The organism is Shewanella sp. Isolate11 (assembly GCF_022398315.1).
GTDB lineage: Bacteria > Pseudomonadota > Gammaproteobacteria > Enterobacterales > Shewanellaceae > Shewanella.
Map to the genome: position 1 here is coordinate 71,077 of NZ_JAKEVF010000001.1, position 23,599 is coordinate 94,675.

Sequence of the window (23,599 nt, forward strand, 5' to 3'; positions counted from 1 at the left end):
CATGCAGCTAGTGAGTGGTTTAAGTGTAGCAGCTAGTCATCAGACTGCTGTTTTTACTGGATTTAATTAAGAAAAACATGATGGTTTAGTCTCTGCAAATGATGCTCGATGATGACTCGTAATTTGCCATTATCGGTAAGCTGTTTAACCTTACGATCAAATAACTGCTTGATTTCTTTATGGTAGGGTGAGGACTTGCCTATCAGCATATAAAAAGGCTCTTGTTCGACACTGGTGAGCATTTTACCTTCGATAAGATCTGCTAGATAAGTGGTCTGATTCAGTGCCAATGTACCAACTAGTATCTCCTGACGGGCGAGAAAAAACTTGCAGCGGCCCTTGAGTAACATATAAGGCAACTGTGAAATTTCGCCTATTTTAAAAATATGATGGTCATCGTTCATACCAAAATTGTGATAGTTAAATCCTTTAATGCCACAAATATTGCCGTACCTTTCTAATTCACTAGCATTGTTGATGGTTAATCCGTCAGGAAAATCGGCTTTGAGATAGAAAAAACTAGGGGTGAGATAATAGTAAGGTTCGGAAAAATAAAAATCTTGTCTGCGTTGTTGGTTAGATGAAGCACTCATTAGCGCGTCGATATTTCCTTTTTTAACTTCTTCCTGGCAACGTTTCCAAGGGAGAGGCTGCACGGTATAAACAAATTGGGTACCCTCGAAAGTCATGCGTAAAAGGTCAATATCGTAGCCAGCATTTTGCTTTACTGTGTTGCTGTTACGCGGAACATAGTTATAGGGCGGATATTCGGCATTTGCGATGCAAATACTGATTGATTGAGTTTTTGTTACTTCGGCCGCCGAAGATAACAAGGAGACACATTCAAGTAATATCAAAATAATCAGTCGCTTGGCCATATGTTCTCCTAACTTTTTTACTGTAGAGACTACTCATCGCTGATATTAGATTGGATATTAGACAAAGGTAATTTGTAGGGTAAATTATAGTTGAACAGAGGCGACTACTCGCTATTGGCGTGAAAGATAACGGATTAAAATGGTTTAGTCATATCATACGTATTTTTTATTAATTTTATGTTTATATTAGAAATTTGAAGTATGTATCAGCGTCTGAATATGTTTGTCTATCATTGAGTGTAATTCCCCTTGGGCTGACAGTTCGGTTACTTTAGCATCGAATAGCTGTTTGATGTGTTTACGGTTGGGTGACGATTTACTGATCAACATATAAAAGGGTTCCTGTTCGACGCTGGTGAGCATTTCGCCTTGAATAAGATCGGATAAATAGGTGATTTTATTGAGAGCCAAGGTGCTAAAGAGGATCTCTTGCCGGGCAAGAAAAAAACGACAACGTTCTTTAATTAGCAAGTATGGCAGTTGCGGAATATGGTGGATCCTAAAAATAAATCTATCGTCATCGACACCAAAGTTTTTGTAGTTGAAGCTTTGTATACCACAAATGCTGCCATGGCCTTTTAACTCATTAATATCTCGAGTTGGTAAGCCGTTGGGATAGTCTGATTTTAGATAAAAGATAGCGGGCGTCAGGTAATAATAGGGCTCTGAAAAATCGAAATCTTGTCGGCGTTGCTCATTCGATGAAGCACTCATCAACGCATCGATATTACCTTTTTTGACCTCTAGCAAGCAGCGTTTCCACGGCAGGGCATGCACTTGAAAATTATATGGTGTTCCCTCAAAAGTCATCTTTAGCAGATCGATATCGTAGCCCATGTTTTGTTGGGCATGATTGGGATTATTCTGAAAATAGTTATAGGGTGGATAATCGGAGTTGCCTTTACAAAAATGCAGCGTCTGAGTTTTAACAGTGCTATCTGCTGCAGTTAATTGCGGTGAAATGAATAGTATTAAGCATATGATTAGCAGCTTGAACATCGTGGTTTCCCAAATACCCTTAACTAAAGGAGCTATAAAGTAACTGCCAGGCGAACTGAATACTTGTAACAAATTTGCGGATATCTGTTAAGGCATTTTGGTTAATGGAGTTGATTCAGTTCGCGTAAAAATGCGGCAATAATAGGTTCATCTTGGCGGCTATTTTTGCTGCAACAGCCCAGCTCGAAAGGCGGAATAGCGACTGGAGAGGGGATTTGCTGAATCCTGTCTTTAACCGGACTGTTATTAATCACCACTTCAGGCGTAATACTGACACCGCAGCCTAATGCCACCATAGAAGCGATCGCTTCCTGTCCAGAGACTTGAGCATACACATTAGCGTTGAGTCCTAATTGTTTAAACCAGTTTTCAATACGGCGCCGCCCGGGACCATGTTCTGGAATGATGAAAGGTAACCTGTCCCAAGGAATATAAGTATCTGTCAGTAGCTCCTGCACTGCACACTTAAATGTCGGGGCGATGATGACCAGAGGGATATCATCAATTTTAAAGAAACCCAGCGATTCATGTAGGTTTTCGGGTTTGGCAGCAATACTTATGTCTGCGGTATTTTGACGCACCATGTCAACGGCATTGGCCGGATCACCCGTGATTAGCGCTATTTCTACCAGTGGGTGTTCATTTCTAAATCTATCGAGTAATGCGGGTAAGTGGCTGTAGGCTGCGGTCACTGAGCAGTAAAGGTTTAGGCGGCCCCGCAGCATATCTTGTTGAGGATCGAGCCTATGTTTGAGCTTGCTCCAGCTATCTAAGGTTTGTTCGGCAAAATGGCGGTATTCGATACCGGCATTAGTTAGGGTGACACTGCGATTATCACGCTCAAACAGTTTGGCGCCCACTTCCTCTTCTAAACGTTGCATGGCACGACTTAATGTCGACGGACTGACATGCATTTGTTGTGCAGTTTTAGCAAAGTGCAAACTATTAGAGAGATGAAGGTAGAGCTTGATCGTCCGAATATCCATGTTTTATCTGCCACCAAATTTGATGGACAAACTTTAACCGCAATATTGCATAAAATGCAATACAGTATCCCGAATATATCATTTTAAGCAATGCCTGCTGTGGGCTATAGTAAATTCAATCAAAAACTTAACTCTTATGGTTAAGCTCTTATTTAAGTCGGCAATTAAAGGTGGAATCTCCGATGGCTAATTACTTTAACTCTTTGAATTTACGCCAGCAGTTAGAACAGCTTGGCCAATGTCGTTTCATGGACCGCAGCGAATTTAGCCAAGGTTGTGACTACATTAAAGGTTGGAATATCGTGATCTTAGGTTGTGGTGCTCAAGGCCTAAATCAAGGTTTGAATATGCGCGACTCCGGACTGAATATTTCTTTTGCGCTTCGTCCACAAGCGATTGCTGAAAAGCGCGCCTCTTACCAAAAAGCGACGGGTAACGGATTCCGTGTTGGCACTTTCGAAGAGTTGATCCCTGATGCCGATCTTGTTCTTAATCTTACGCCTGACAAACAGCATACCGATGCGGTTAACAGCGTCATGCCTCTGATGAAGCAAGGTGCTGTACTGTCGTATTCTCATGGCTTTAATATCGTTGAAGAGGGAATGCAGGTTCGTCCCGATATCACAGTGATCATGGTGGCGCCTAAGTGTCCGGGTACTGAGGTACGTGAAGAATATAAGCGTGGGTTTGGTGTGCCGACACTGATCGCCGTTCATCCTGAAAACGATCCTAAAGGCGATGGTTTTGAAGTGGCGAAAGCTTATGCCAGTGCCACTGGTGGCGATAGAGCTGGCGTATTGCACTCATCATTTATTGCCGAAGTAAAGTCTGACTTGATGGGTGAGCAAACCATCTTATGTGGCATGCTACAAACAGGGGCTATTCTCGGTTATGAGAAGATGGTCGCAGATGGTGTCGAGCCTGGTTATGCCGCTAAATTGATCCAGCAAGGTTGGGAAACCACCACTGAAGCGCTCAAACATGGCGGTATTACCCACATGATGGACCGTTTGTCTAATCCTGCGAAAATCAAAGCATTTGAGATGGCCGAAGAGCTTAAAGAGATCCTAACGCCACTGTTTGAAAAACACATGGATGACATCATCAGTGGTGAGTTCTCTAAAACCATGATGCAAGATTGGGCCAATGATGATGCTAACTTGCTGAAATGGCGTAACGAAACCAATGAAACTGGTTTTGAGAATGCTCCCCAGAGCGATGAAGTTATCGATGAACAAACCTATTTTGATAAAGGCATCTTCCTTGTTGCCATGATCAAAGCTGGTGTTGAATTAGCGTTCGATACCATGGTGTCGGCAGGTATTGTTGAAGAGTCGGCATATTACGAGTCGCTACATGAAACTCCGCTGATTGCCAATACCATTGCACGTAAGCGTTTATATGAGATGAACGTGGTGATTTCTGATACGGCTGAATATGGCTGTTATCTGTTCAACCACGCCGCAGTACCTCTACTACGTGATTATGTGAATGCTATGTCTGCTGAATATTTAGGTGGCGGATTAAAAGATAGTGGTAACGGCGTCGATAACCTACGTTTAATCGAGGTTAACGATGCGATTCGCCATACTTCTGTGGAATATATCGGCGCCGAGTTGCGTGGTTATATGACAGAGATGAAGCGTATTGTAGAAGAAGCATAACGTTTATTAATCAACAAAGTAGAGCCCGCACAGTTAATTAGTCATTGTGTGGGCTAATCAATACAGAGAAGTGATCTATGTTTATCAGCGGAAAGAAAACATAGCGAATAATTCGAACAAGTGAGTAGGAAAAGAAACCCGATATTCTGGGGCTAGAAAGACATTTTTTATGATATTTTAGTCATTTTTACAGGTATCGCAGGTTTTTGGTTGTGTTATTCGTTGGCTTTATGGTATTGATTAAAAGGTCTACTAAAATTGATAAGTGTAGATACCGAATTTAAGCAAAGATACCGATTAGGAATTGCCAATAACCATGTTTAACAACGTTGCCCTACTCATTCTCGAGATTATTACCGTAGTGATTATTAGATCACAGCGGGGGCAACGCATGGCGCATCGACAAACCTAATTAGGTCAAGATTGCAACAAAAACCCCCGCTCCGAAAGGACCGGGGGTTTTTTGTTTTTAGCAGCTTGAGTAGCTTACCCCAGACAAATTTGAATGCAGGAACAGCAAATGGAACCAGGGCAGAAGATAAGAGGCGCAGATGCCGTCATAAAAGTGCTAGCTGCACATGGCGTTACCACAGTATTTGGGTATCCCGGTGGGGCAATTATGCCGATTTATGATGCCCTCGTTGGTGCGCCTGTTGAGCATCTGCTCAGTCGCCATGAGCAAGGTGCTGCGTTTGCTGCCGTAGGTTATGCTCGTGCCAGTGGTAAAACCGGGGTGTGCTTTGCAACCTCAGGTCCTGGTGCAACTAACTTAGTCACCGCATTGGCCGATGCGCTACTCGATTCAGTACCTTTAGTGGCGATAACCGGTCAGGTATCGACCGCAGTGATTGGCACTGATGCATTTCAAGAGATCGATGTCTTGGGCATGTCGCTGTCATGCACTAAGCACAGTTTTATGGTGACAGATATTGATGAGTTGGTACCGACCTTGTACCGCGCCTTTGAAATCGCCGCTTCAGGGAGACCTGGCCCAGTACTTGTCGATATTCCAAAAGATATTCAAATTGCCGCATTGCATTATAAAACTCCCTTGCTGGGGATAAGCCCAGAGCCTCAGGCTCAAGAAGATGATTTGGCACAGGCGCGTCAATTGTTGGCCGCAGCTAAAAAGCCCATGCTGTATGTCGGTGGTGGCGTTGGGATGGCGGGCGCTGTTGATCAGCTAAGAGACTTTATCGAAGTCACCGCCATGCCATCGGTAGCGACACTAAAAGGCCTTGGCAGCATAGCTCATGACAGTGAAGGCTACTTGGGCATGTTAGGTATGCATGGAGGTAAGGCTGCGAATCTAGCGGTGCAAGAGTGCGACCTGCTAGTGGTGGTTGGAGCCCGTTTCGATGATCGTGTTACAGGCCGACTCGCTAGCTTTGCCGAGCACGCGAAAGTACTACACTTAGATATCGACATTGCCGAATTAGGTAAGTTGCGTCGCGCCGATGTGGCAATTGCCGGGGATTTACGTCAAGTTTTGCCCGCGATTGCTCAACCGTTAGACATTGCGCCTTGGCGAGCCGAAGTTGCGCAATTAAAAGCCCTGCATCAATGGAGTTATAACCGCCCCGGTGAGCTGATTTTTGCGCCGAAAATGCTCAATAGTTTGGCCAATAAATTACCGCAAGATAGCGTGATTGCTTGCGATGTGGGCCAACATCAGATGTGGGTCGCTCAGCATATGTGGTTTCGCCGTCCAGAAGATCATCTATCTAGCGCCGGTCTTGGCACTATGGGGTTTGGTCTGCCAGCGGCGATAGGCGCTAAAGTGGCTCGTCCTGACGCTTGCGTGGTTGCGATATCGGGAGATGGCTCATTCATGATGAATGTACAGGAGTTGACGACGGTGAAGCGTCGCCAAATCCCGCTGAAAATTTTACTTATCGACAATCAAAAATTAGGCATGGTTAAGCAGTGGCAGCAGCTATTTTTTGAAGAACGTTTTAGCGAAACCGATCTGTCTGATAATCCTGATTTTGTCACCATGGCATCGGCGTTTGATATTCCCGGACGTACGATCACCCACAGTAGTGAAGTCGATGAAGCATTAGACGAGATGCTAAACGCCAAGGGAGCGTTTCTATTGCACGTCAGAATAGATGAAGCCCACAACGTATGGCCACTGGTTCCGCCGGGGGCGAGTAACCGCGATATGATGGATGAGATGGAGAAGCAAACATGATTTATAACCTAGCCTTAACCTTAGCATCGCAGCCTGAAGTAGTAGAGCGTGTTTTACGTGTGACTCGTCACCGTGGTTTTAAAGTGAATACGCTGGATATGCAATTGGCTGCCAATGGTACGACCCAACTTGGTATGGTGGTGGAAAGCGAGAGGGCTTTGGAGCTACTCAGCCATCAATTAAATAAATTAATCGATGTGACCGAATGCAAAGAGCTAGCGCATAAGCCTTTGGCGCACATCGTCAGTGCTTAAAACGAATTATTTCAAGCTCATAATGCCTGTACATTTTTGAGCAAACAGAACAAGCAAGGCGCTTATGTCGCCTAATGACAAATTAAGGAAAGCAGTGTTATGGCAAAATTACGTTCAGCTACCAGTACCGAAGGTCGCAACATGGCCGGTGCTCGTGCACTCTGGCGAGCAACAGGGGTGAAAGATAACGATTTTGGTAAGCCGATCATTGCTATTGCCAACTCCTTTACTCAGTTTGTTCCTGGCCATGTGCATTTAAAGGATATGGGCTCGTTAGTTGCGGGCGCGATTGAAGAGGCAGGGGGTATTGCTAAAGAGTTCAATACGATTGCTGTCGATGACGGGATTGCCATGGGGCATGGTGGCATGCTCTATAGTCTGCCTTCTCGCGAGCTAATTGCCGATAGCGTCGAGTATATGGTTAACGCCCATTGCGCCGATGCGCTGGTGTGTATCTCTAACTGTGACAAGATCACACCCGGCATGTTAATGGCCGCGCTGCGATTGAATATTCCTGTGGTATTTGTTTCAGGTGGACCGATGGAAGCGGGTAAGACCAAGCTTTCTGACAAGTTGATTAAACTCGATTTGGTCGATGCCATGGTAGCTGCCGCCGATGACCGAGTTTCCGATGAAGACAGCGAAAAAATTGAGCGTAGTGCTTGTCCTACTTGTGGTTCTTGTTCGGGTATGTTTACTGCAAACTCGATGAACTGTTTAACCGAAGCCTTAGGTTTATCTCTACCAGGAAACGGTTCCATGCTCGCGACTCACGCGGATCGTCGCGAGCTGTTTTTAGAAGCGGGTCGTCGAGTAATGGAGCTGGCAACGCGATATTATCGTGATGATGATGAGTCGGCACTACCGCGCAATATTGCCAGTTTTAAAGCATTCGAGAACGCCATGGCGTTGGATATTGCAATGGGTGGTTCGAGCAATACCGTGTTGCACCTGTTAGCGGCAGCTCAAGAAGGTCAGGTCGATTTCACCATGAGCGATATCGATCGAATGTCGCGTAAAGTGCCCCATCTTTGTAAAGTTGCGCCTTCAACCCCTAAATATCATATGGAAGATGTACATCGTGCTGGTGGGGTTATGGGGATTTTAGGTGAATTAGATCGAGCGGGACTGCTACATACCGATGTAAGCCATGTGGCTGGCGACAACCTTAAAGCGGTATTGGCTAAATATGATATTGCTCAGAGCCAAGATGAAGCGGTGCATCGATTTTATTCTGCAGGCCCAGCGGGTATTCCAACGACTAAAGCCTTCAGCCAAGATTGCCGTTGGCCCAGTGTCGACATTGATCGCAAAGAGGGATGCATTCGTACCCGTGAATTCGCCTTTAGCCAAGAAGGTGGTTTAGCGGTACTGTCGGGTAATATCGCGGTCGATGGCTGTATTGTAAAAACCGCAGGGGTTGATGAGTCAAATCATACCTTTGTGGGTAGTGCGCGAGTTTATGAGAGCCAAGATGATGCCGTTGCAGGAATTTTAGGTGGAGAAGTTGTCGCTGGTGATGTAGTTGTGATCCGTTATGAAGGCCCTAAAGGTGGCCCGGGTATGCAGGAGATGCTGTATCCCACCAGTTATTTGAAATCTAAAGGTTTAGGTGCCGCTTGTGCTTTGATCACCGATGGGCGTTTCTCTGGTGGTACTTCGGGCTTATCCATTGGTCATGTGTCACCAGAAGCGGCTGCGGGTGGGGTTATCGCCCTAGTGGAAACCGGTGACCGTATTGAAATCGATATTCCGGCTCGCTCGATAACATTAGCGGTCAGTGATAGCGAACTTGCCAAGCGTCGCTCCCAAATGGAAGCTCGCGGTAAACAGGCTTGGAAACCGCAACATCGTGAACGTGCAGTATCGCTTGCACTTAAAGCCTACGCTATGCTCGCCACCAGTGCCGACAAAGGTGCGGTGCGCGATGTCAGTAAGCTGGAGGATTAACATGTTGGCATTAGCCTCGCAAACTCAGCTCGATTTGGCTCACTATTATCTACAGAAGATACTGCTTTCTTCGGTGTACGATGTCGCCAAGGTGACGCCGCTGTCTAGCCTGAATAAATTATCGGCGCGCCTGGGGTGTCAGGTGTTTCTTAAGCGTGAAGATATGCAGCCGGTGCATTCGTTTAAGCTGCGTGGTGCTTACAATCGAATCGCTGCGCTCGATAATGACGAGTGTCAGCGTGGCGTGGTGTGTGCGTCTGCCGGTAATCATGCTCAAGGTGTTGCTATGTCAGCCTCGGCACGAGGCATTAGCGCCGTTATCGTGATGCCGGAAACGACGCCGGATATCAAGGTCGATGCCGTACGTCGTCTCGGTGGCACAGTGGTGTTACATGGTCAGTCTTTCGATATGGCCAATGCTCATGCACAGATGCTAGCGCAGGAGGAAGGCCGAGTTTATGTCGCTCCGTTTGATGACGAAGCAGTGATTGCAGGCCAAGGCACCGTCGCTCAGGAGATGTTGCAGCAGCAGCGTGATCTTGAAGTGGTCTTTGTGCCAGTGGGTGGTGGAGGCTTAATTGCCGGTATTGCTGCTTATTACAAAGCCGTGATGCCACAAGTGAAAATTATCGGTGTCGAGCCTGAAGATTCAGCCTGTCTAAAAGCGGCGCTGGATGCCGATGAGCGCGTAGTATTACCTCAGGTGGGATTATTCGCCGATGGCGTGGCAGTGAAACAGATTGGCGCCGAGCCATTTAGATTGGCTCGCGAGTATGTTGATGATGTGGTTACTGTCAGCTCAGATGAGATCTGCGCGGCGGTGAAAGATATTTTTGAAGATACTCGTGCCATTGCCGAACCTGCTGGAGCCCTATCTTTAGCGGGACTAAAAAAATATGTGGCTGATGAAGGCAAAGGTCAGAAAGTCGCGGCGATCCTCAGTGGCGCGAATGTCAATTTTCATAGTCTGCGCTATGTTTCTGAGCGCTGCGAATTAGGCGAACAGAAAGAAGCGATTTTGGCCGTTAAAGTGCCCGAGCGTCCGGGGATATTCCTCCGCTTTTGTGAACTACTCGAAAAACGAGCCATGACCGAGTTCAATTATCGTTTTTCTAGCCGTGATAAGGCGGTGGTTTTTGCCGGTATCCGCCTTGCTAATGGGCAAGCCGAGCTCGATGAGATTATTGCTCGATTGGAAAGCGATGGATTCGAGGTGCAGGATCTATCTAGCGATGAGACCGCAAAACTGCATGTGCGCTATATGGTGGGCGGGCATCCGCCAGAGGTGCTAGAAGAGCGCTTATTTAGCTTTGAGTTTCCTGAGCATCCGGGCGCCTTGTTTAAGTTTTTAACTACTTTACAGAGCAAGTGGAATATTAGTCTATTCCACTATCGTAATCATGGCGCTGCTTACGGCAGGGTACTGGCTGGGTTTGAAGTGCCCGAAAGTGATAGCTTGGCATTTCAACAGTTTTTAACTGAGGTGGGGTTTGTTTATCAAGAGGAAACCCATAGTCCGGCCTATAAGTTGTTTTTAGATAATAGAGCTTAAGCGATGTAAAACTTTTAACCTTGAAAAGGACGCTTAGGCGTCTTTTTTTATGTTATCTTTCAAAGATTATAAGATGCCTGTAGGGCACAAAAAACAACTGATGTCTTTACACGTAGGGGAGTGCAACGCATTGTGTTCACTAAATAAGACGGACAGTTACCCTAAACCTGAATTTCTGAAGCTGGGGCTTCTTGAGGAAATAAGATGTTAGCAGCACCAAAAGTACAAGCATTTAATCCACCACGTCGCGTGTTAATGGGGCCCGGTCCTTCCGATGTTTATCCCGAAGTTTTAGCGGCTCAAGCTCGACCGACCATTGGCCACCTCGACCCTTTATTTGTGGGCATGATGGATGAACTTAAATCGCTGATCCAATATGCATTTCAAACCAGTAATCCCATGACATTAGCGGTATCAGCACCAGGAAGTGCGGGCATGGAAACCTGTTTTGTTAACTTGGTTGAGCCAGGCGAAAAGGTGATAGTGTGCCGTAATGGTGTTTTCGGCGAGCGTATGCGCCAAAATGTCGAACGTGTCGGTGCTACAGCAGTCGTTGTCGATAATGAATGGGGAGCCCCTGTATCCGTAAGCGATGTTGAGGCGGCCTTGATTGCTAATCCAGACGCTAAATTTTTAGCTTTCGTACATGCAGAAACCTCAACGGGGGCATTATCTGATGCCCAAGCTTTATGTGCCTTGGCGAAACAACATGGTTGTTTATCCATTGTCGATGCGGTGACTTCGCTTGGTGGCGTAGAATTGCGTGTCGATGAGTGGGGTATTGATGCCATCTATTCTGGTAGTCAAAAATGTCTCTCCTGTGTACCTGGTCTTTCACCAGTGTCGTTTTCTCCTGCAGCGGTCGACAAACTGAAAGCGCGCAAGACGCCTGTGCAGAGCTGGTTTTTAGATCAGAGTTTAGTCATGGGCTACTGGAGTGGCGATCAAGCAGCGGGTGGCAAGCGAAGCTATCATCATACCGCGCCAGTAAATGCGCTGTATTCCTTGCACGAGTCGTTACGTTTATTGGCTGAGGAAGGATTAGAAAACGCCTGGGCTCGTCATCAAAACATGCATCAAATATTGCGTGATGGCCTGGTGTCTTTAGGACTGAACTTTGTGGTTGAGGCGCAATCTCGCTTACCACAGCTGAATACGGTTTATATCCCTGATGGTGTCGATGATGCCCTAGTGCGTAAGCAGCTTTTAGAAAACTATAACCTGGAAATCGGTGCCGGACTAGGCGCTTTAGCGGGTAAAGCTTGGCGTATCGGCCTGATGGGATTCGGTGCTCGCCGCGAGAACGTTGCTTTATGTCTTAAGGCGCTGGAAGAAGTGCTGAACTAGTCATTTAAATTGTAATGTTGATTAAAAAACGGGCAGCTTAGACTGCCCGTTTTTTTTATGCTTTTACTTAACTTTTGACGATAAAAATGACCCAGAAATCTATTTATTCTTCACCTGTTTAGCGCCTCAAAATAGCGCGAAATTTCGGCATATTCTGTGCCTATTCGAAGAGGCCGAGACTGATATTTATCTTAGGTTTGATCTGGATTAACCCTAAGGGTAATTCTCTTTTTAAGTGCGACATAACTACTAAAATTGGAGTATGAGAGCCTAGAGGGCTTGCGCTTTAGGCTGTTTGTAAATCCTCTGAATCGCTCTTATTTAGGGAGATTCAGTCAACAAAGGAGTTTGTTATGCGATCTTTCTTCCCTTCCATCTTTCATAAAGATGATCCGCGAACTGCACTGCATTCGCGGCTAGATAACGTATTTGATGATTTTGCTAAAGACTGGCTAACCACTTGGCCAAATACTCGTGCCGAATTAGGGGTTATACCGGCTATCGATGTGAAAGAGTGTGCCGAATATGTCGAAATTAAGGCCGAATTACCCGACATGAATGAGAAAGATATTGATGTCGATGTTCGTGGTAACTATCTCACTATTAGTGGTGAGAAGCATCATGATCAGGATAAAGACGATAAAGGCTATCATTTAAGAGAACGATCATTTGGTTCTTTCCAGCGGCAGATCCCACTTGGTTTTAATATCAACGCCGAATTGATCACGGCGCAATACAACAAAGGGGTATTGGCTATTCATGTGCCTAAGCCTGCGGAATTGCAACAAGATGCTCAGAAGGTAAAAGTGGATTTTAAAGAGTAATGGTAAGTTGTTGAGAAAAGACAAAGGCACCGAGAGGTGCCTTTGTTTATTGGATGCTTTAACGCAGTATTTATGGCGTTGACGACTAATTGTTTGCCGCTATGAACAGCTACTTATCTTGGCTGTTTAACTTGGCTTCTAGGGCGTCAACTTGTGCTTGTAATGCTTCTAATTTTTCACGGGTTTTCAATAGCACATGTTGCTGAACATCGAATTCTTCTCGAGACACCACATCCAACTTCATTAATTGGTTTTGTAATACTTGCTTGGATTTTTCTTCAAATTCGCCAGCAAATTGCTTAAGGCCGCTAGGTAAGTTGTCGCTAAGCTGCTTAGCAACTTCTTCGATTTTCTTTGGATTGATCATGTATTAGGTCCGCTTGGCCAAAAAATATTGTTTCGATTGTACCTGAGGCTCATGCGTTAGCAAATACAAGCGACAGCTTTGTGAGCATGCTCGGTAAGCCTAAGCATCAACAAAGGGAAGATTATATCGGGATTTTTTGTCCATGACAGGGAGGAGATTCTGGTATCATCTGGCTCCGCTCCCTATTTCTTTTTAGTTTGGTAACGATTTTTAATGAAGCTCAATCCCGGTCAAAATGATGCTGTTCACTATGTTTCTGGTCCCTGCTTGGTATTGGCGGGAGCAGGCAGTGGAAAGACGCGCGTTATCATTAATAAAATTGCTTATCTGGTTCAAAAGTGTGGTTATCAGGCACGTAATATCGCGGCGGTGACTTTTACCAATAAAGCGGCGCGGGAGATGAAAGAACGTGTCGCTCAGTCTATGGGACGTAAAGAAGCGCGCGGATTATGGATCTCAACTTTTCATACATTAGGGTTAGAGATCGTTAAGCGTGAATATAAAGTCGTTGGTTTAAAGCCGGGTTTTTCGCTGTTTGATGATCAAGACACTTTAGCCTTACTCAAAGAGCTGACGGAAAACGAGCTCGACGGCGATAAAGATTTGCTGCGTATGTTGATGACGGCGATTTCTAATTGGAAAGGGGATTTAGTCGTACCCGAGCAGGCACGCAAACGCGCTAAAGATGAGCAGTCACAATTATTTGCCTTGCTTTATCAGCGTTATGCTCAGCATATGAAGGCTTATAATGCCCTCGATTTTGATGATTTGATCCTGATTCCCACGCTGTTGTTGCGCCATAATCAAGAGGTTCGTGAGCGCTGGCAAAAGCGTATTCAATACCTGCTGGTGGACGAATATCAAGACACCAATACCAGCCAATATGAATTGGTTAAGCTGCTAGTGGGTGAGCGTGCACGTTTTACCGTGGTCGGTGATGATGACCAATCAATTTACTCTTGGCGTGGGGCAAAGCCACAAAACTTGGTGTTACTGGGGCAAGATTTTCCAGCCTTGAGACTGATTAAACTCGAGCAAAACTATCGCTCTAGTCAGCGAATTTTGCGAGCGGCGAATATCTTAATCGCCAATAATCCCCATGTGTATGATAAGGCACTGTTTAGTGAACTTGGCTATGGCGAGCCCCTGCGAGTATTGATGGCCGCCAATGAAGAACAAGAGGCGGAGCGAGTCGTTGCTGAGATGATCCGCCATAAGTTTATGGGCAAGACGCAATTTGGAGACTACGCGATTTTGTATCGCGGAAATCATCAGTCTCGCCTACTTGAACGAGCCTTAATGACCAACCGTATCCCTTATAAACTCAGCGGTGGCACTTCATTTTTTGGTCGCGCTGAGATCAAAGATATCATGGCTTATCTGCGTTTAGTGGTGAATCCTGATGATGATAATGCTTTTTTGCGTGTGGTTAATTTACCTAAACGTGGCATTGGTCCTGCAACGCTTGAACGGTTAGGAAGTTATGCTAACGAGAAGCAAATCTCGCTGTTTGAGGCTATTTTCCAGTCTGAACTAAATCATTACCTGTCGCCTTCGGCAATGGCTTCATTGTATAAGTTTGGTAAATTTATCGTCGATACTGGCGAAGAAGCCACCCGGGGAGAACCTGTTGAGGCGGTGAAACACCTGATCCGTAATATCAATTACGAAGATTATCTTTATGAAACCAGCACCAGTGCTAAAGCAGCGGAGATGCGAATGAAGAACATCTCCGAGCTGTATCGCTGGGTGACCGAGATGCTACAGGGTGATGAACTCGATGAGCCTATGACCTTGCCCGAAGTTGTTACACGTCTTACTTTGCGAGACATGATGGAGCGCAATAGTGAAGATGAGGCGGGCGATCAGGTACAGTTGATGACTTTACATGCTTCTAAAGGTCTGGAGTTCCCTTACGTATTCATGGTCGGCGTAGAGGAGCGTATCCTACCCCACCAAACCAGTATCGATGAAGACAACGTCGAGGAAGAGCGTCGTTTAGCTTATGTGGGCATTACGCGTGCGCAAAAAGAGTTGTGGTTTATTATCTGCCGTGAACGTCGTCAGTTTGGCGAGGTGATGCGCTGTGAACCGAGTCGTTTCTTGATGGAGTTACCGCAAGATGATCTTGTTTGGGAAAATCGAAAGCCCGCTCAAACTGAACAGCAGCGTGTTCAGTCGGGTAAAGCCAATATTGCCAATCTGAGAGACATGTTTAAAAAGTAGCCTGATGTAAGCGTTATGCCGATAGGGTGTTTTTGTTTACTGGCGAATCGACATCATCGAGCTTAACCGATTTCCCCAGTCGTTGGCCTTGTCCTGTGGTAAAGCCTAATGCGATAAGTTGCTGCAGTTGCTGATCTGTTTTTACCCCTTGCAGATAAAGTGTGAGATCTAAGGCCTCTGCCGCTAGTTTGTGGGCTTTAAGCAATTTTAGATGCTGTGGATCATTTAAGTGGTTGATGTAGCTTTGGTCGAGTTTAAGCCCGCTGATAGGCAGAAAACTTAAACTGCTAAGCGAGCTATGAGCGCTACCATAGGCTCTAAGACCGAAATGAATATTGGTACTATTTAATACGTTGAAAGCATTTCGGTGATTTTCACTTTCCCGTACGAAGGATTTTTCATCGAAGAAGATCCATAGCTGTTTAGTATCGAAATAACAGTGTTTAATATGACTCTTAAGCTTACTTACCGCTTGTTTGTGTTTGAAATGAGCACTGGAAATATGCAGGTGTAGCTGAGTGTCATTATTTAATAAGTTTGACAGATTTGCATGGTCAACATTGAGCTGTTCCAGCAAGTATAAATCTAATTCTTTGATTAAATTACAATGTTCAGCAATGTTATTCAGCTGCTGCTGTTTAATTTTTCCCAGCTTGTCATGTTGCCAATATAACCTAGGTTCGTAAGCGACTACTTGCTCTGATTCGAGCTGCATAATAGGAAAATATTGCAGTGCCAGTTGTTTTTGGTTGATGGCTTGACGTAACTCCGTCTCAAGCAAAAAATCGTGATTTTGTTGCTGGCGAGTCTTATCATCAAAAATGACATAGCAGCCTTTACCGTTCGATTTAGCCTGATACATGGCCGTGTCAGCGCTTCTTAATAATAGTTCGCTGGAGTCGTTACTGCTTTGGCCACTGAAAGCAATACCGATACTGGCGCCAGAGGTGAAATATTGCTTGGCTAGTTCATAAGGTTTAGCCAATTCGCCGAGTATGCGCTCGGTGACTTCTATGGCATCGTTGGTATCTTTAATACTGTCGAGCAGGATAACAAATTCATCGCCGCCAATTCGCCCTAAAGTGTCGTTGTCACGGATACAAGATTTTAAGCGACGTGCAGTTTCTACTAAAAACTTATCGCCTTGGAAGTGTCCTAAGGTATCGTTAATCAGTTTAAAACGATCTAAGTCGATAAAGAGTAAGGCAAACCTATCTAAGGCGTGACGACGTACATGCTTTACAGCCTGGGATAAACATTCCATAAATTTAGCGCGATTGGGTAGACCTGTGAGACTGTCATGGCTCGCATCATGGACTAGCTGTTGCTCAACCTTACGTCGTTGTTCGATTTCTTTTGCTAAGTCCTTATTGAGACTCGCTAGGGCGTTAGTCCGTTCTGCGACTTTGACCTCTAACTGCTCATAACTCTGTTTAAGGGATTGTGCAGACTGTTTGCGCTCAATGGCGGTGGCAATATGTTGCGAAACGAAGGTCAATAAATCCAAGTCTTTTTCATGGTAGGTTTGAGAAGGGCTAAAGCTGTAAATCGTTAATGCGCCTTTGATCTCGCCTTGAATAAACAGCGGCACGCCTATCCATTGATGTATGGTGTCGGCATGATTAATTTGCGGCGCTTTTGCGTAGAGTTTTTTCGCTTGAATTAAGGCTTGTATGTCAGTGTTATCCAGTAGAACAGGGCGCTTGTGGTTTAAAATAAATTCAGTTAAACCATCGGACAAAGCACGTTTTGTGGGTAAGCCGACATTTAACTGTGACACATAAAATGGAAAGTCTAGTTGGTTATCATGATCTAATAAGCCAATGTAACAGTTATTAGCGGGCAGAAGATGGCTAATAACTCGGTGCAGCTCTGCATAGAAAGTGCTGTCATCTAAATTGGCATTGGAAAGCTGAGTGATCTCAAATAACGACTTTTGTAAGTTCTCCGCCTTGCGCCTCTCATTGACCTCTTGTTTTAGCTTATCATAGGCAACACTGAGCTCTTTTGTTCTATGTTCAATCGCCGCTTCGAGGTGATGCTGGTGTTGAACGCGTTCGATAACCCCTGAAATATGCTGACTGATAAAAGTCATCAGCTCTACTTCCATATCGCCATAGCTGATTTGAGGCTTATAGCTTTGAACAACGATAACCCCTAGAACTTGTTCACCACTGGCAATTGGGACGCCTAGCCATTGATGGCAAGCGGCTCCTCGACTGAGGATTTGTTTGTCGGCAAGTAGTTGTTGGAAAGTTGCATCATCACAAAGTAGCGGTTGCTTCTTTTTGAGCACATAACCTGTCAGACCACTATAAAGCGTGTTCGACAGATTTTCTGAGGGATAAAGTTCCTGCGGATGTGGATCTTTTTCATCGACAAAAAAAGGAATATGTAACTCTTGCGTAATTGGGTTTACCAGAGTGATAAAAAAATTGTCGGCAGGGATAAGTTTGTTGAGGTTATTTTGAATGCCAGAATAAAAATCCTCTGCACATTTAACCGTCGCTGCGAGATTAGAGATCTCAAGTAGCGTATTTTGGATAACTTCAGAACGCTTATATTTTAGCGCCAAGTGCTTTAAGCGGTTAATCCTTTTGTATAATCGCTTAACATCACAAGACGAAAGCTGATCTGTATCTTCCCTAGACATAGTCCCGCCAATCACAGTATTTACTTTCTTTATCAGGATGTTGGATAACATCTATAAATAGCATAAAAAACCACCACCACCAAGTCATTATTTTGACTCCCCAGCCTGTTTGTTGACGCTAAAATACGCTAATGAAAATTTAATCTGTTAAAAGTTGAGCAAACGCATAAAAAAATCTGTGTTTGCTATAGACGAGCAGTAAAATAATCCATACTATATGCGGCGCTAACAAGGCAGGCACCCATAGCTCAGCTGGATAGAGCGCACCCCTCCGGAGGGTGAGGCCGAGGGTTCGAATCCTTCTGGGTGCACCAGTTGGGTTTGAAGCAGTGTTAGCAAAGAAGATATCAGTGGTGATTGTAGCTCAGTTGGTAGAGCCCCGGATTGTGATTCCGGTTGTCGTGGGTTCAAGTCCCATCAGTCACCCCACTTCTTGTTAAATTTAAGACTCGCTGATTAATGCAATTTAGGTAACACATCCTGATTGTGATAAGAGCGGAGCAGAGGGGGACCCTCTATAAACATCCCTTATTAAATAAATTTCTCGGTGATTAGCGCAGCCCGGTAGCGCATCTGGTTTGGGACCAGAGGGTCAGAGGTTCGAATCCTCTATCACCGACCACATTTTAAGATAGCGAGTTTATTTCGGTATCTACACAGAATACGGTGATTAGCGCAGCCCGGTAGCGCATCTGGTTTGGGACCAGAGGGTCAGAGGTTCGAATCCTCTATCACCGACCACTTTAAAAGCCTTTCGAGTAATCGAAAGGCTTTTTTCATTTTACGGTTTCGGTGATTAGCTGAATTGGCTTGTATGTTTCTATGCGTTGAAATCTGGGGGTAACGGCTGATTTTGAAGTTGAGTTTCAGAGATTCGAATCCTCACTTTTTATAAAATCTAGCGAAGCTAAAGCGTCAGAAGCTCGAGTCCTTATTTTTTATAAAACCTAGCTGACCATATTAAAAAAGCCTTTCGGTTATCGAAAGGCTTTTGTTTTGAATAGCTCTAGGCTTAGAGCTGTATCTTTTCTGGAGGATAGATATAGCCCATGTAGGCATGGGTATTTAGCGGTTCAAAGCGTTCAAGTTGAACTTGCTCTTGGATACCTGTGACGATGACCTGAATATCTAAGCCGCGAGCAACGTTAACCAGTGCTCGACAAAGCTCACTACTGTGTTCATGTTCATCATAGTAGGCAAAAGATTGATCCAGTTTTACATAGCTGGGTCGTAAGTCGTGTAAATACGCCATAGAGCCAAATTGACGGCCAAAATGATCAATGCCAAAGTGGGCTCCATTATCACGAATAATGGTACACAGCTCCTGACAGGCTTCAGGGTCGCTATAAACGCCTGCTTCGGGGATGTCAAAAACTAAGCGTTGGGTATAATGAGTATTGCGTAAAAACTTGTTTAACCAGCGATGGAACTCTCTGTCGCTGAGACTGTGGAATGTTAAGTTAATCGCAATGGGTTCATGATTACGTTCTACTAATCCAGTTTCAGTAATGGTTTCGATGAGGCAGCGGTCGAGTAATGAGCCCAATGACAGTAGTTCCACATAAGGCATGAACTGTCCTGCATGGATCTCCTTATCACCGATATTTAACTGACAATACAGTTCTCTCTGTGACACCTCATCTCTATCGCTAAGGTAAACCGGCTGCCATTTAAATTTGAAGTCTTTGTTAGTGATGGCAGTGCTTAAATGACTACGCCATTGCTCGCGGGTATAAAGTTGTTTTTCATCACTTTCAAACCAGTGGAATACTTTATTTTCTGCAGCAGCTTTTTGTAATGCATTATCGGTTTGCGCCAACATATCCGATACTGTGATTTGGTCACTGCGGTGGGCAATCCCTATGGCAAACTGCTCATTAGGCTTACAGCCCGCTTTAGATATCTCTTGATTGACGGTTCGGATAAGTGTTTGTAAGTATTTGCTGCATTGCTCTTTTTCAGCACTGGTAATGAGGAAGGCAAACTCGTATGCCGCAATGCGGGCAATAACCGAAGGGGCAATATCATTTAGTTGCTGCTGCATTTTTTCAGCAAGTAGGTGAATGGTTTCGTCACGGACCTGGTAGCCATATTTACTGTGAACTTCTTCCAACCAATCAAACTTGGCCATCATGAGTGCACCATTGCTTGGCTCGCTCAACCAGCTATTGAGTCGTCCCATCATATACTGGCGGTTGGGAAGCCCTGAGACTTGATCTACAAGGTTTTTCTTTCTGAGTTCTGTGACTTCTTCATCTAATGAACTAAAAATACTCTTGAGTTGGTGAGACATGCTGTTGAACGCTTCAACAACAGACTTCAATTCAGAGGTTTTAGGTAGCGCCATATCTGGCCCAAATTTACGTTGGGCAATCTCTTTAGCATGTTCGGCAATATCATGCAGGGGCTTAAGGATCCAAGTTAATCCAAAGCGCGCTAATAAAATGGCTAATAAGAATAAGATAGAGATAACGATGATGGCATTGGTTAGGGTATGCCATAGCTCGTTATAGCCAAAACCAGGGTGAGCGGTAATTTCTAGTGTGGCCAACTGTAGCCAGCCAGAAGTAATCGTACTTTCTTTACGTATAGTTTGAAAAAGGCCTAAATCGATAAACCATTGAGGCACATCTTGAATAGTAATGGGGTTTTCCCAAACCTGTTGCTTACCATCTACTAACCAAGTCAGTTTAATTTGTTGATAGTAACCGCCTTCAAAAATGACATTTATGAGGGTTTCTGCACTGACAATATCTCCAGCTTCAAGGTCGGGAACCAACATAATGCCCAAACTATTGCTAGTATTATTAAGGTCAGATTTCATCTGCTCGGTGAGGAAGCTTTGGGTTTGAGTAAACTGCACATAGGCAAGGCTGATGACGACAACCAGAAAAAGCCCGAATAGTAGTGAGTAAATTTGTCGAAACAGTGTCATTATGCTAGCTACTCCAATCTTATTTTAGGCATTCTTAAGCGTTCAACACCTAGCCTGTGTTTGAGGTCAGTCCATTTATCTAGACGTGAAGATGAGCCGGCGAGCACACCACGTCCTTTCTCTTTGTTTAGCCATAACTGACGACCATTGAAACTGTATACTGGCAGTAAATCTGTTCTTTGGGTCGCGGGTTTGATCACGCGATCTAAGTTATCTAATACTAAAGGAATCGAACCGGGTGTTTCATAGTATGCCAACACCATATGATATTGATTGACAGTGGTTGCTTTAACCATGGTGATACGTAATTTGTCATCGGGAATGCCTAGCTGTAATAGAGTAAAATATTTTGCGATCGAGAAGTCTTCACAATCTCCTCCATTTACGCCAATAAACTCCATTGGGCTAGCCCAGTAATTACTGTCTCCCCACAATTTAATATCATCGATAAAGCGAAACAGATTAAAAAAGTGATTCACCTTTTCTATTTTTTCTCTTTCGCTTAATCCTTGCGATTCATTTAATACGTTAAACCAAGCTCTAATGCGTTTTCCGGCTTGCGTGCCATATCTGGACTCAATAGTGTGAGTAATATGGTTTACATCAAGCTGTTGCGTCGGAGAAGCGTAAAGGCATGAAAATCCTAGGGTCAGTGCCATCATGCTAAATTGGCAGACCTTCAGGTAACGTTTGTGCCTGCCTGGTTTTACTGTCATCTTCTCCGACTACATTTTAATGGTTATTTTTTGGGTTCATCTACGGTATAGATGTGCCACTTCATATCTGTGGTCGTATCATCACCGGTTAGTTCGGCAATAACACGACGATTTCGGGTATTGGCTAAGCTAGAATTGCCCTCGGCGATAGGCCTATCATAGCTGTAGCCGATTGCCGTAACTCGTCCTGCATCTATCCCAAACTGCTCAGATAACAATGAACCAACCGCATTGGCACGATTTTGTGAAAGTTCAAGGTTGTGTTCGTAACTCCCTGTTTTACTACAATGACCTTCAATAGTAACTATGGTATTAGGGAATTTTTTCATGAATGTCGCTACTTTCTCTACCTGATTATAATAATCTGGTTCGATATAGTAGGAATCATTAGCAAACAATATTTTGAGTTCTAATCGTTCATTGACGGGCTTCACTTTACCGCAACCATAGTTGTTAATTGAAGCGCCGCCAACGGTGCCATCACAAAGCTCACGGGCCACGATAACGCCATCGGTATCGCCATCGGTTAAGTCATGTTTCTGTTCTGTCGGCTGATCCATGGTAACGATGTTATCATCGGATGCGCAGCCACTCAGTAATACAAAACTTAATATAATTAATAAATATTTCATTATTTTACCCCTCCCTCATACTCACGTTCACCTTTCCAGATATCTGGGCGGGTGACTCGGAGTGATTCCAAGAGTCTTCCTGTTGCATTAAGAATGCGGTATTCGGCGATAACTTCGTCATATTCAGCCTCTAAATACTCTTTACGGGCTTCGAAAAGTTCATTTTCGGTATCGAGTAAATCGAGTAGAGTGCGTTGACCAAGGTTGAATTGTTGGCTGTAAGCAACCTGAGTATCTTTAGCTGCTACCACATGCTCACGGATGAACATTTTTTGTGGCTCAAGCATTTCATAGGCATTCCAAGCTAGATTGACACCTTCAACGACTTGGCGATAAGCACGTTGACGGATCTCTTTCGCTTCACCCACTTTGTAGGCCGCTTCTTTTTCGCGGTAATGATCTTTACCCCCTGCGAACAGGTTGTATCTCACTCTTACCATGGCAATGAGGTCGTTGTTATGTCCACCAACGTCTTGTGAGGCAAAAGCAGAATAACCATCTTCACCATCAATGTTGTTATTCCAATTGCCCGCGAGTTCTAATGAAATTTTGGGGTAGTAGTTAGACTGCGTAGTATCACGCTCATTGACTGCTGCCTCAATATCACTGGCTGCTGATTTCAATACTGGGTGATTTTCTTCAGCAAGCTTGACGCTATTATCAAGATCGGTTGGTAACATATCATCATCAGGTACCGGAACAATAAGGTTTTCGGGGTCATTATGAACGACACGAATAAACTGCGCCTTGGCATCATATAGGTTATTTCTAGCTGAGATGACATTGGCGTTCGCACGGGCTAAACGGCCGGTGATTTGTGATAGATCAGCGGTCGAGCCTAAACCCGAATCGGTACGCTGTTTAATCTGGTCGTAGATATCTTTATGCGTTTGTAAGTTTTTATCTGCCAGCGTTAAAATTTGCTCTTTACGCAGATAGTTGACATAAACTTTTGCGACTTCAAGTGCCATATCTTCGGCTGCAGCAAATAATGCCCATTGGTCAGCACTGGCTTCAAAGCTGTAGCGATCGACCTCACTGGAAACGTAAAAACCATCAAACAGCATTTGCTTGATGCTAAAACCAGCTTCACCACGCATTAGCTCAATGACACCATCATCATCTACGTCACCTTGACCCGCTCGTCTTCTAGTTGATGTGCTATTGGTTTGTTCCCAACCATAGCCACCACTAATTTCGACGTTAGGCATATAACCTGATACTGCTTGGTTCACTTTTTCTTCGCTGGCTTTAAAGCGATTAAACGCGATGCGAATTTCTGGATTGGTGTCTAGCGTATGAGCGACAGCTTGCTCTAATGTTTGGCTAGAACACACTCCAGGCAACAACATCGTACTAATCGCCAACGCCATAGCACTGAGTTTTAGTGGATGCTTAGCTAGATTTTTCATTGTTAACCCC

The 23,599-nt window shown here is 44.6% G+C and carries 17 protein-coding genes and 4 tRNA genes; 12 read left to right on the plus strand and 9 right to left on the minus strand.

Annotated features, from left to right (window positions below; genetic code table 11):
• Positions 1–62: 62 nt before the first annotated feature.
• The 3 genes from L1D21_RS00345 to ilvY form a co-directional block, all read right to left on the minus strand.
• Complete coding sequence (locus tag L1D21_RS00345) at positions 63–878, minus strand: transporter substrate-binding domain-containing protein (protein WP_239843228.1); 816 nt, start codon at positions 876–878, stop codon at positions 63–65.
• A 186-nt stretch (positions 879–1,064) separates the two neighbouring features.
• Positions 1,065–1,877: a transporter substrate-binding domain-containing protein gene (locus L1D21_RS00350; protein ID WP_239843229.1), complete on the minus strand. Its 813-nt coding sequence runs from the start codon at positions 1,875–1,877 to the stop codon at positions 1,065–1,067.
• Between the two features lie 101 nt (positions 1,878–1,978).
• Positions 1,979–2,863, minus strand: a complete 885-nt coding sequence (gene ilvY / locus L1D21_RS00355) for an HTH-type transcriptional activator IlvY (RefSeq protein WP_239843230.1) — start codon at positions 2,861–2,863, stop codon at positions 1,979–1,981.
• A gap of 182 nt (positions 2,864–3,045) precedes the next feature.
• Here ilvY and ilvC point away from each other — a divergent pair, with 182 nt between their 5' ends.
• The 7 genes from ilvC to L1D21_RS00390 all read left to right on the plus strand — a co-directional run bounded on the left by ilvC (position 3,046) and on the right by L1D21_RS00390 (position 12,648).
• Complete coding sequence (gene ilvC / locus L1D21_RS00360; protein ID WP_239843231.1) at positions 3,046–4,527, plus strand: ketol-acid reductoisomerase; 1,482 nt, start codon at positions 3,046–3,048, stop codon at positions 4,525–4,527.
• Between the two features lie 520 nt (positions 4,528–5,047).
• Positions 5,048–6,721, plus strand: a complete 1,674-nt coding sequence (ilvG, locus tag L1D21_RS00365; RefSeq protein ID WP_239843232.1) for an acetolactate synthase 2 catalytic subunit — start codon at positions 5,048–5,050, stop codon at positions 6,719–6,721.
• On the plus strand, positions 6,718–6,975 hold the full coding sequence (gene ilvM / locus L1D21_RS00370) for an acetolactate synthase 2 small subunit (RefSeq protein ID WP_239843233.1): 258 nt from the start codon (positions 6,718–6,720) through the stop codon (positions 6,973–6,975). The genes ilvG and ilvM overlap by 4 nt, the downstream gene beginning before the upstream one ends.
• A gap of 99 nt (positions 6,976–7,074) precedes the next feature.
• Entirely contained in the window at positions 7,075–8,925 is a 1,851-nt protein-coding gene (gene ilvD / locus L1D21_RS00375) for a dihydroxy-acid dehydratase (protein ID WP_239843234.1), read from the plus strand.
• 1 nt (position 8,926) lies between these two features.
• Positions 8,927–10,477 (plus strand): threonine ammonia-lyase, biosynthetic, encoded by a 1,551-nt coding sequence (ilvA, locus tag L1D21_RS00380; protein ID WP_239843235.1) that lies wholly within the window; start codon positions 8,927–8,929, stop codon positions 10,475–10,477.
• A gap of 204 nt (positions 10,478–10,681) precedes the next feature.
• On the plus strand, positions 10,682–11,824 hold the full coding sequence (locus tag L1D21_RS00385; protein WP_239843237.1) for an alanine--glyoxylate aminotransferase family protein: 1,143 nt from the start codon (positions 10,682–10,684) through the stop codon (positions 11,822–11,824).
• Between the two features lie 353 nt (positions 11,825–12,177).
• Positions 12,178–12,648 carry an Hsp20/alpha crystallin family protein gene (locus tag L1D21_RS00390; protein ID WP_239843238.1) on the plus strand — a complete coding sequence of 157 codons (471 nt, stop codon included), beginning with the start codon at positions 12,178–12,180 and terminating at the stop codon, positions 12,646–12,648.
• 109 nt (positions 12,649–12,757) lie between these two features.
• Here the strand turns inward: L1D21_RS00390 and L1D21_RS00395 are convergent, their stop codons facing one another.
• Positions 12,758–13,015 (minus strand): accessory factor UbiK family protein, encoded by a 258-nt coding sequence (locus tag L1D21_RS00395; protein WP_239843240.1) that lies wholly within the window; start codon positions 13,013–13,015, stop codon positions 12,758–12,760.
• A gap of 213 nt (positions 13,016–13,228) precedes the next feature.
• Here L1D21_RS00395 and rep point away from each other — a divergent pair, with 213 nt between their 5' ends.
• On the plus strand, positions 13,229–15,241 hold the full coding sequence (gene rep / locus L1D21_RS00400; protein ID WP_239843242.1) for a DNA helicase Rep: 2,013 nt from the start codon (positions 13,229–13,231) through the stop codon (positions 15,239–15,241).
• Between the two features lie 13 nt (positions 15,242–15,254).
• Here rep and L1D21_RS00405 read toward each other — a convergent pair whose 3' ends face one another.
• Positions 15,255–17,894, minus strand: coding sequence for a diguanylate cyclase (locus L1D21_RS00405; RefSeq protein WP_239843243.1), 2,640 nt, complete (start codon positions 17,892–17,894; stop codon positions 15,255–15,257).
• A 237-nt stretch (positions 17,895–18,131) separates the two neighbouring features.
• On the opposite strand from L1D21_RS00405, the gene L1D21_RS00410 reads away from it, so the two are divergent.
• From L1D21_RS00410 to L1D21_RS00425, 4 genes are all read left to right on the plus strand, one after another.
• Positions 18,132–18,208, plus strand: a tRNA-Arg gene (locus L1D21_RS00410).
• A 39-nt stretch (positions 18,209–18,247) separates the two neighbouring features.
• Positions 18,248–18,323 (plus strand) — tRNA-His (locus tag L1D21_RS00415).
• A gap of 116 nt (positions 18,324–18,439) precedes the next feature.
• Positions 18,440–18,516: transfer RNA gene (locus tag L1D21_RS00420), tRNA-Pro, on the plus strand.
• Between the two features lie 42 nt (positions 18,517–18,558).
• Positions 18,559–18,635, plus strand: a tRNA-Pro gene (locus tag L1D21_RS00425).
• Positions 18,636–18,906: 271 nt separating this feature from the next.
• Here the strand turns inward: L1D21_RS00425 and L1D21_RS00430 are convergent.
• Genes L1D21_RS00430 through L1D21_RS00445 form a run of 4 tightly spaced genes read right to left on the minus strand, consistent with a single transcriptional unit; the run spans position 18,907 to position 23,589 of the window.
• Entirely contained in the window at positions 18,907–20,829 is a 1,923-nt protein-coding gene (locus tag L1D21_RS00430) for an EAL domain-containing protein (protein WP_239843244.1), read from the minus strand.
• An 8-nt stretch (positions 20,830–20,837) separates the two neighbouring features.
• Positions 20,838–21,545, minus strand: coding sequence for a transglutaminase-like cysteine peptidase (locus L1D21_RS00435; RefSeq protein ID WP_239843245.1), 708 nt, complete (start codon positions 21,543–21,545; stop codon positions 20,838–20,840).
• Between the two features lie 23 nt (positions 21,546–21,568).
• Positions 21,569–22,177 carry an OmpA family protein gene (locus L1D21_RS00440; RefSeq protein ID WP_239843246.1) on the minus strand — a complete coding sequence of 203 codons (609 nt, stop codon included), beginning with the start codon at positions 22,175–22,177 and terminating at the stop codon, positions 21,569–21,571.
• Entirely contained in the window at positions 22,177–23,589 is a 1,413-nt protein-coding gene (locus L1D21_RS00445) for a TolC family outer membrane protein (RefSeq protein WP_239843247.1), read from the minus strand. Before L1D21_RS00445 ends, L1D21_RS00440 begins: the two co-directional genes overlap by 1 nt.
• Between the last annotated feature and the right edge of the window lie 10 nt (positions 23,590–23,599).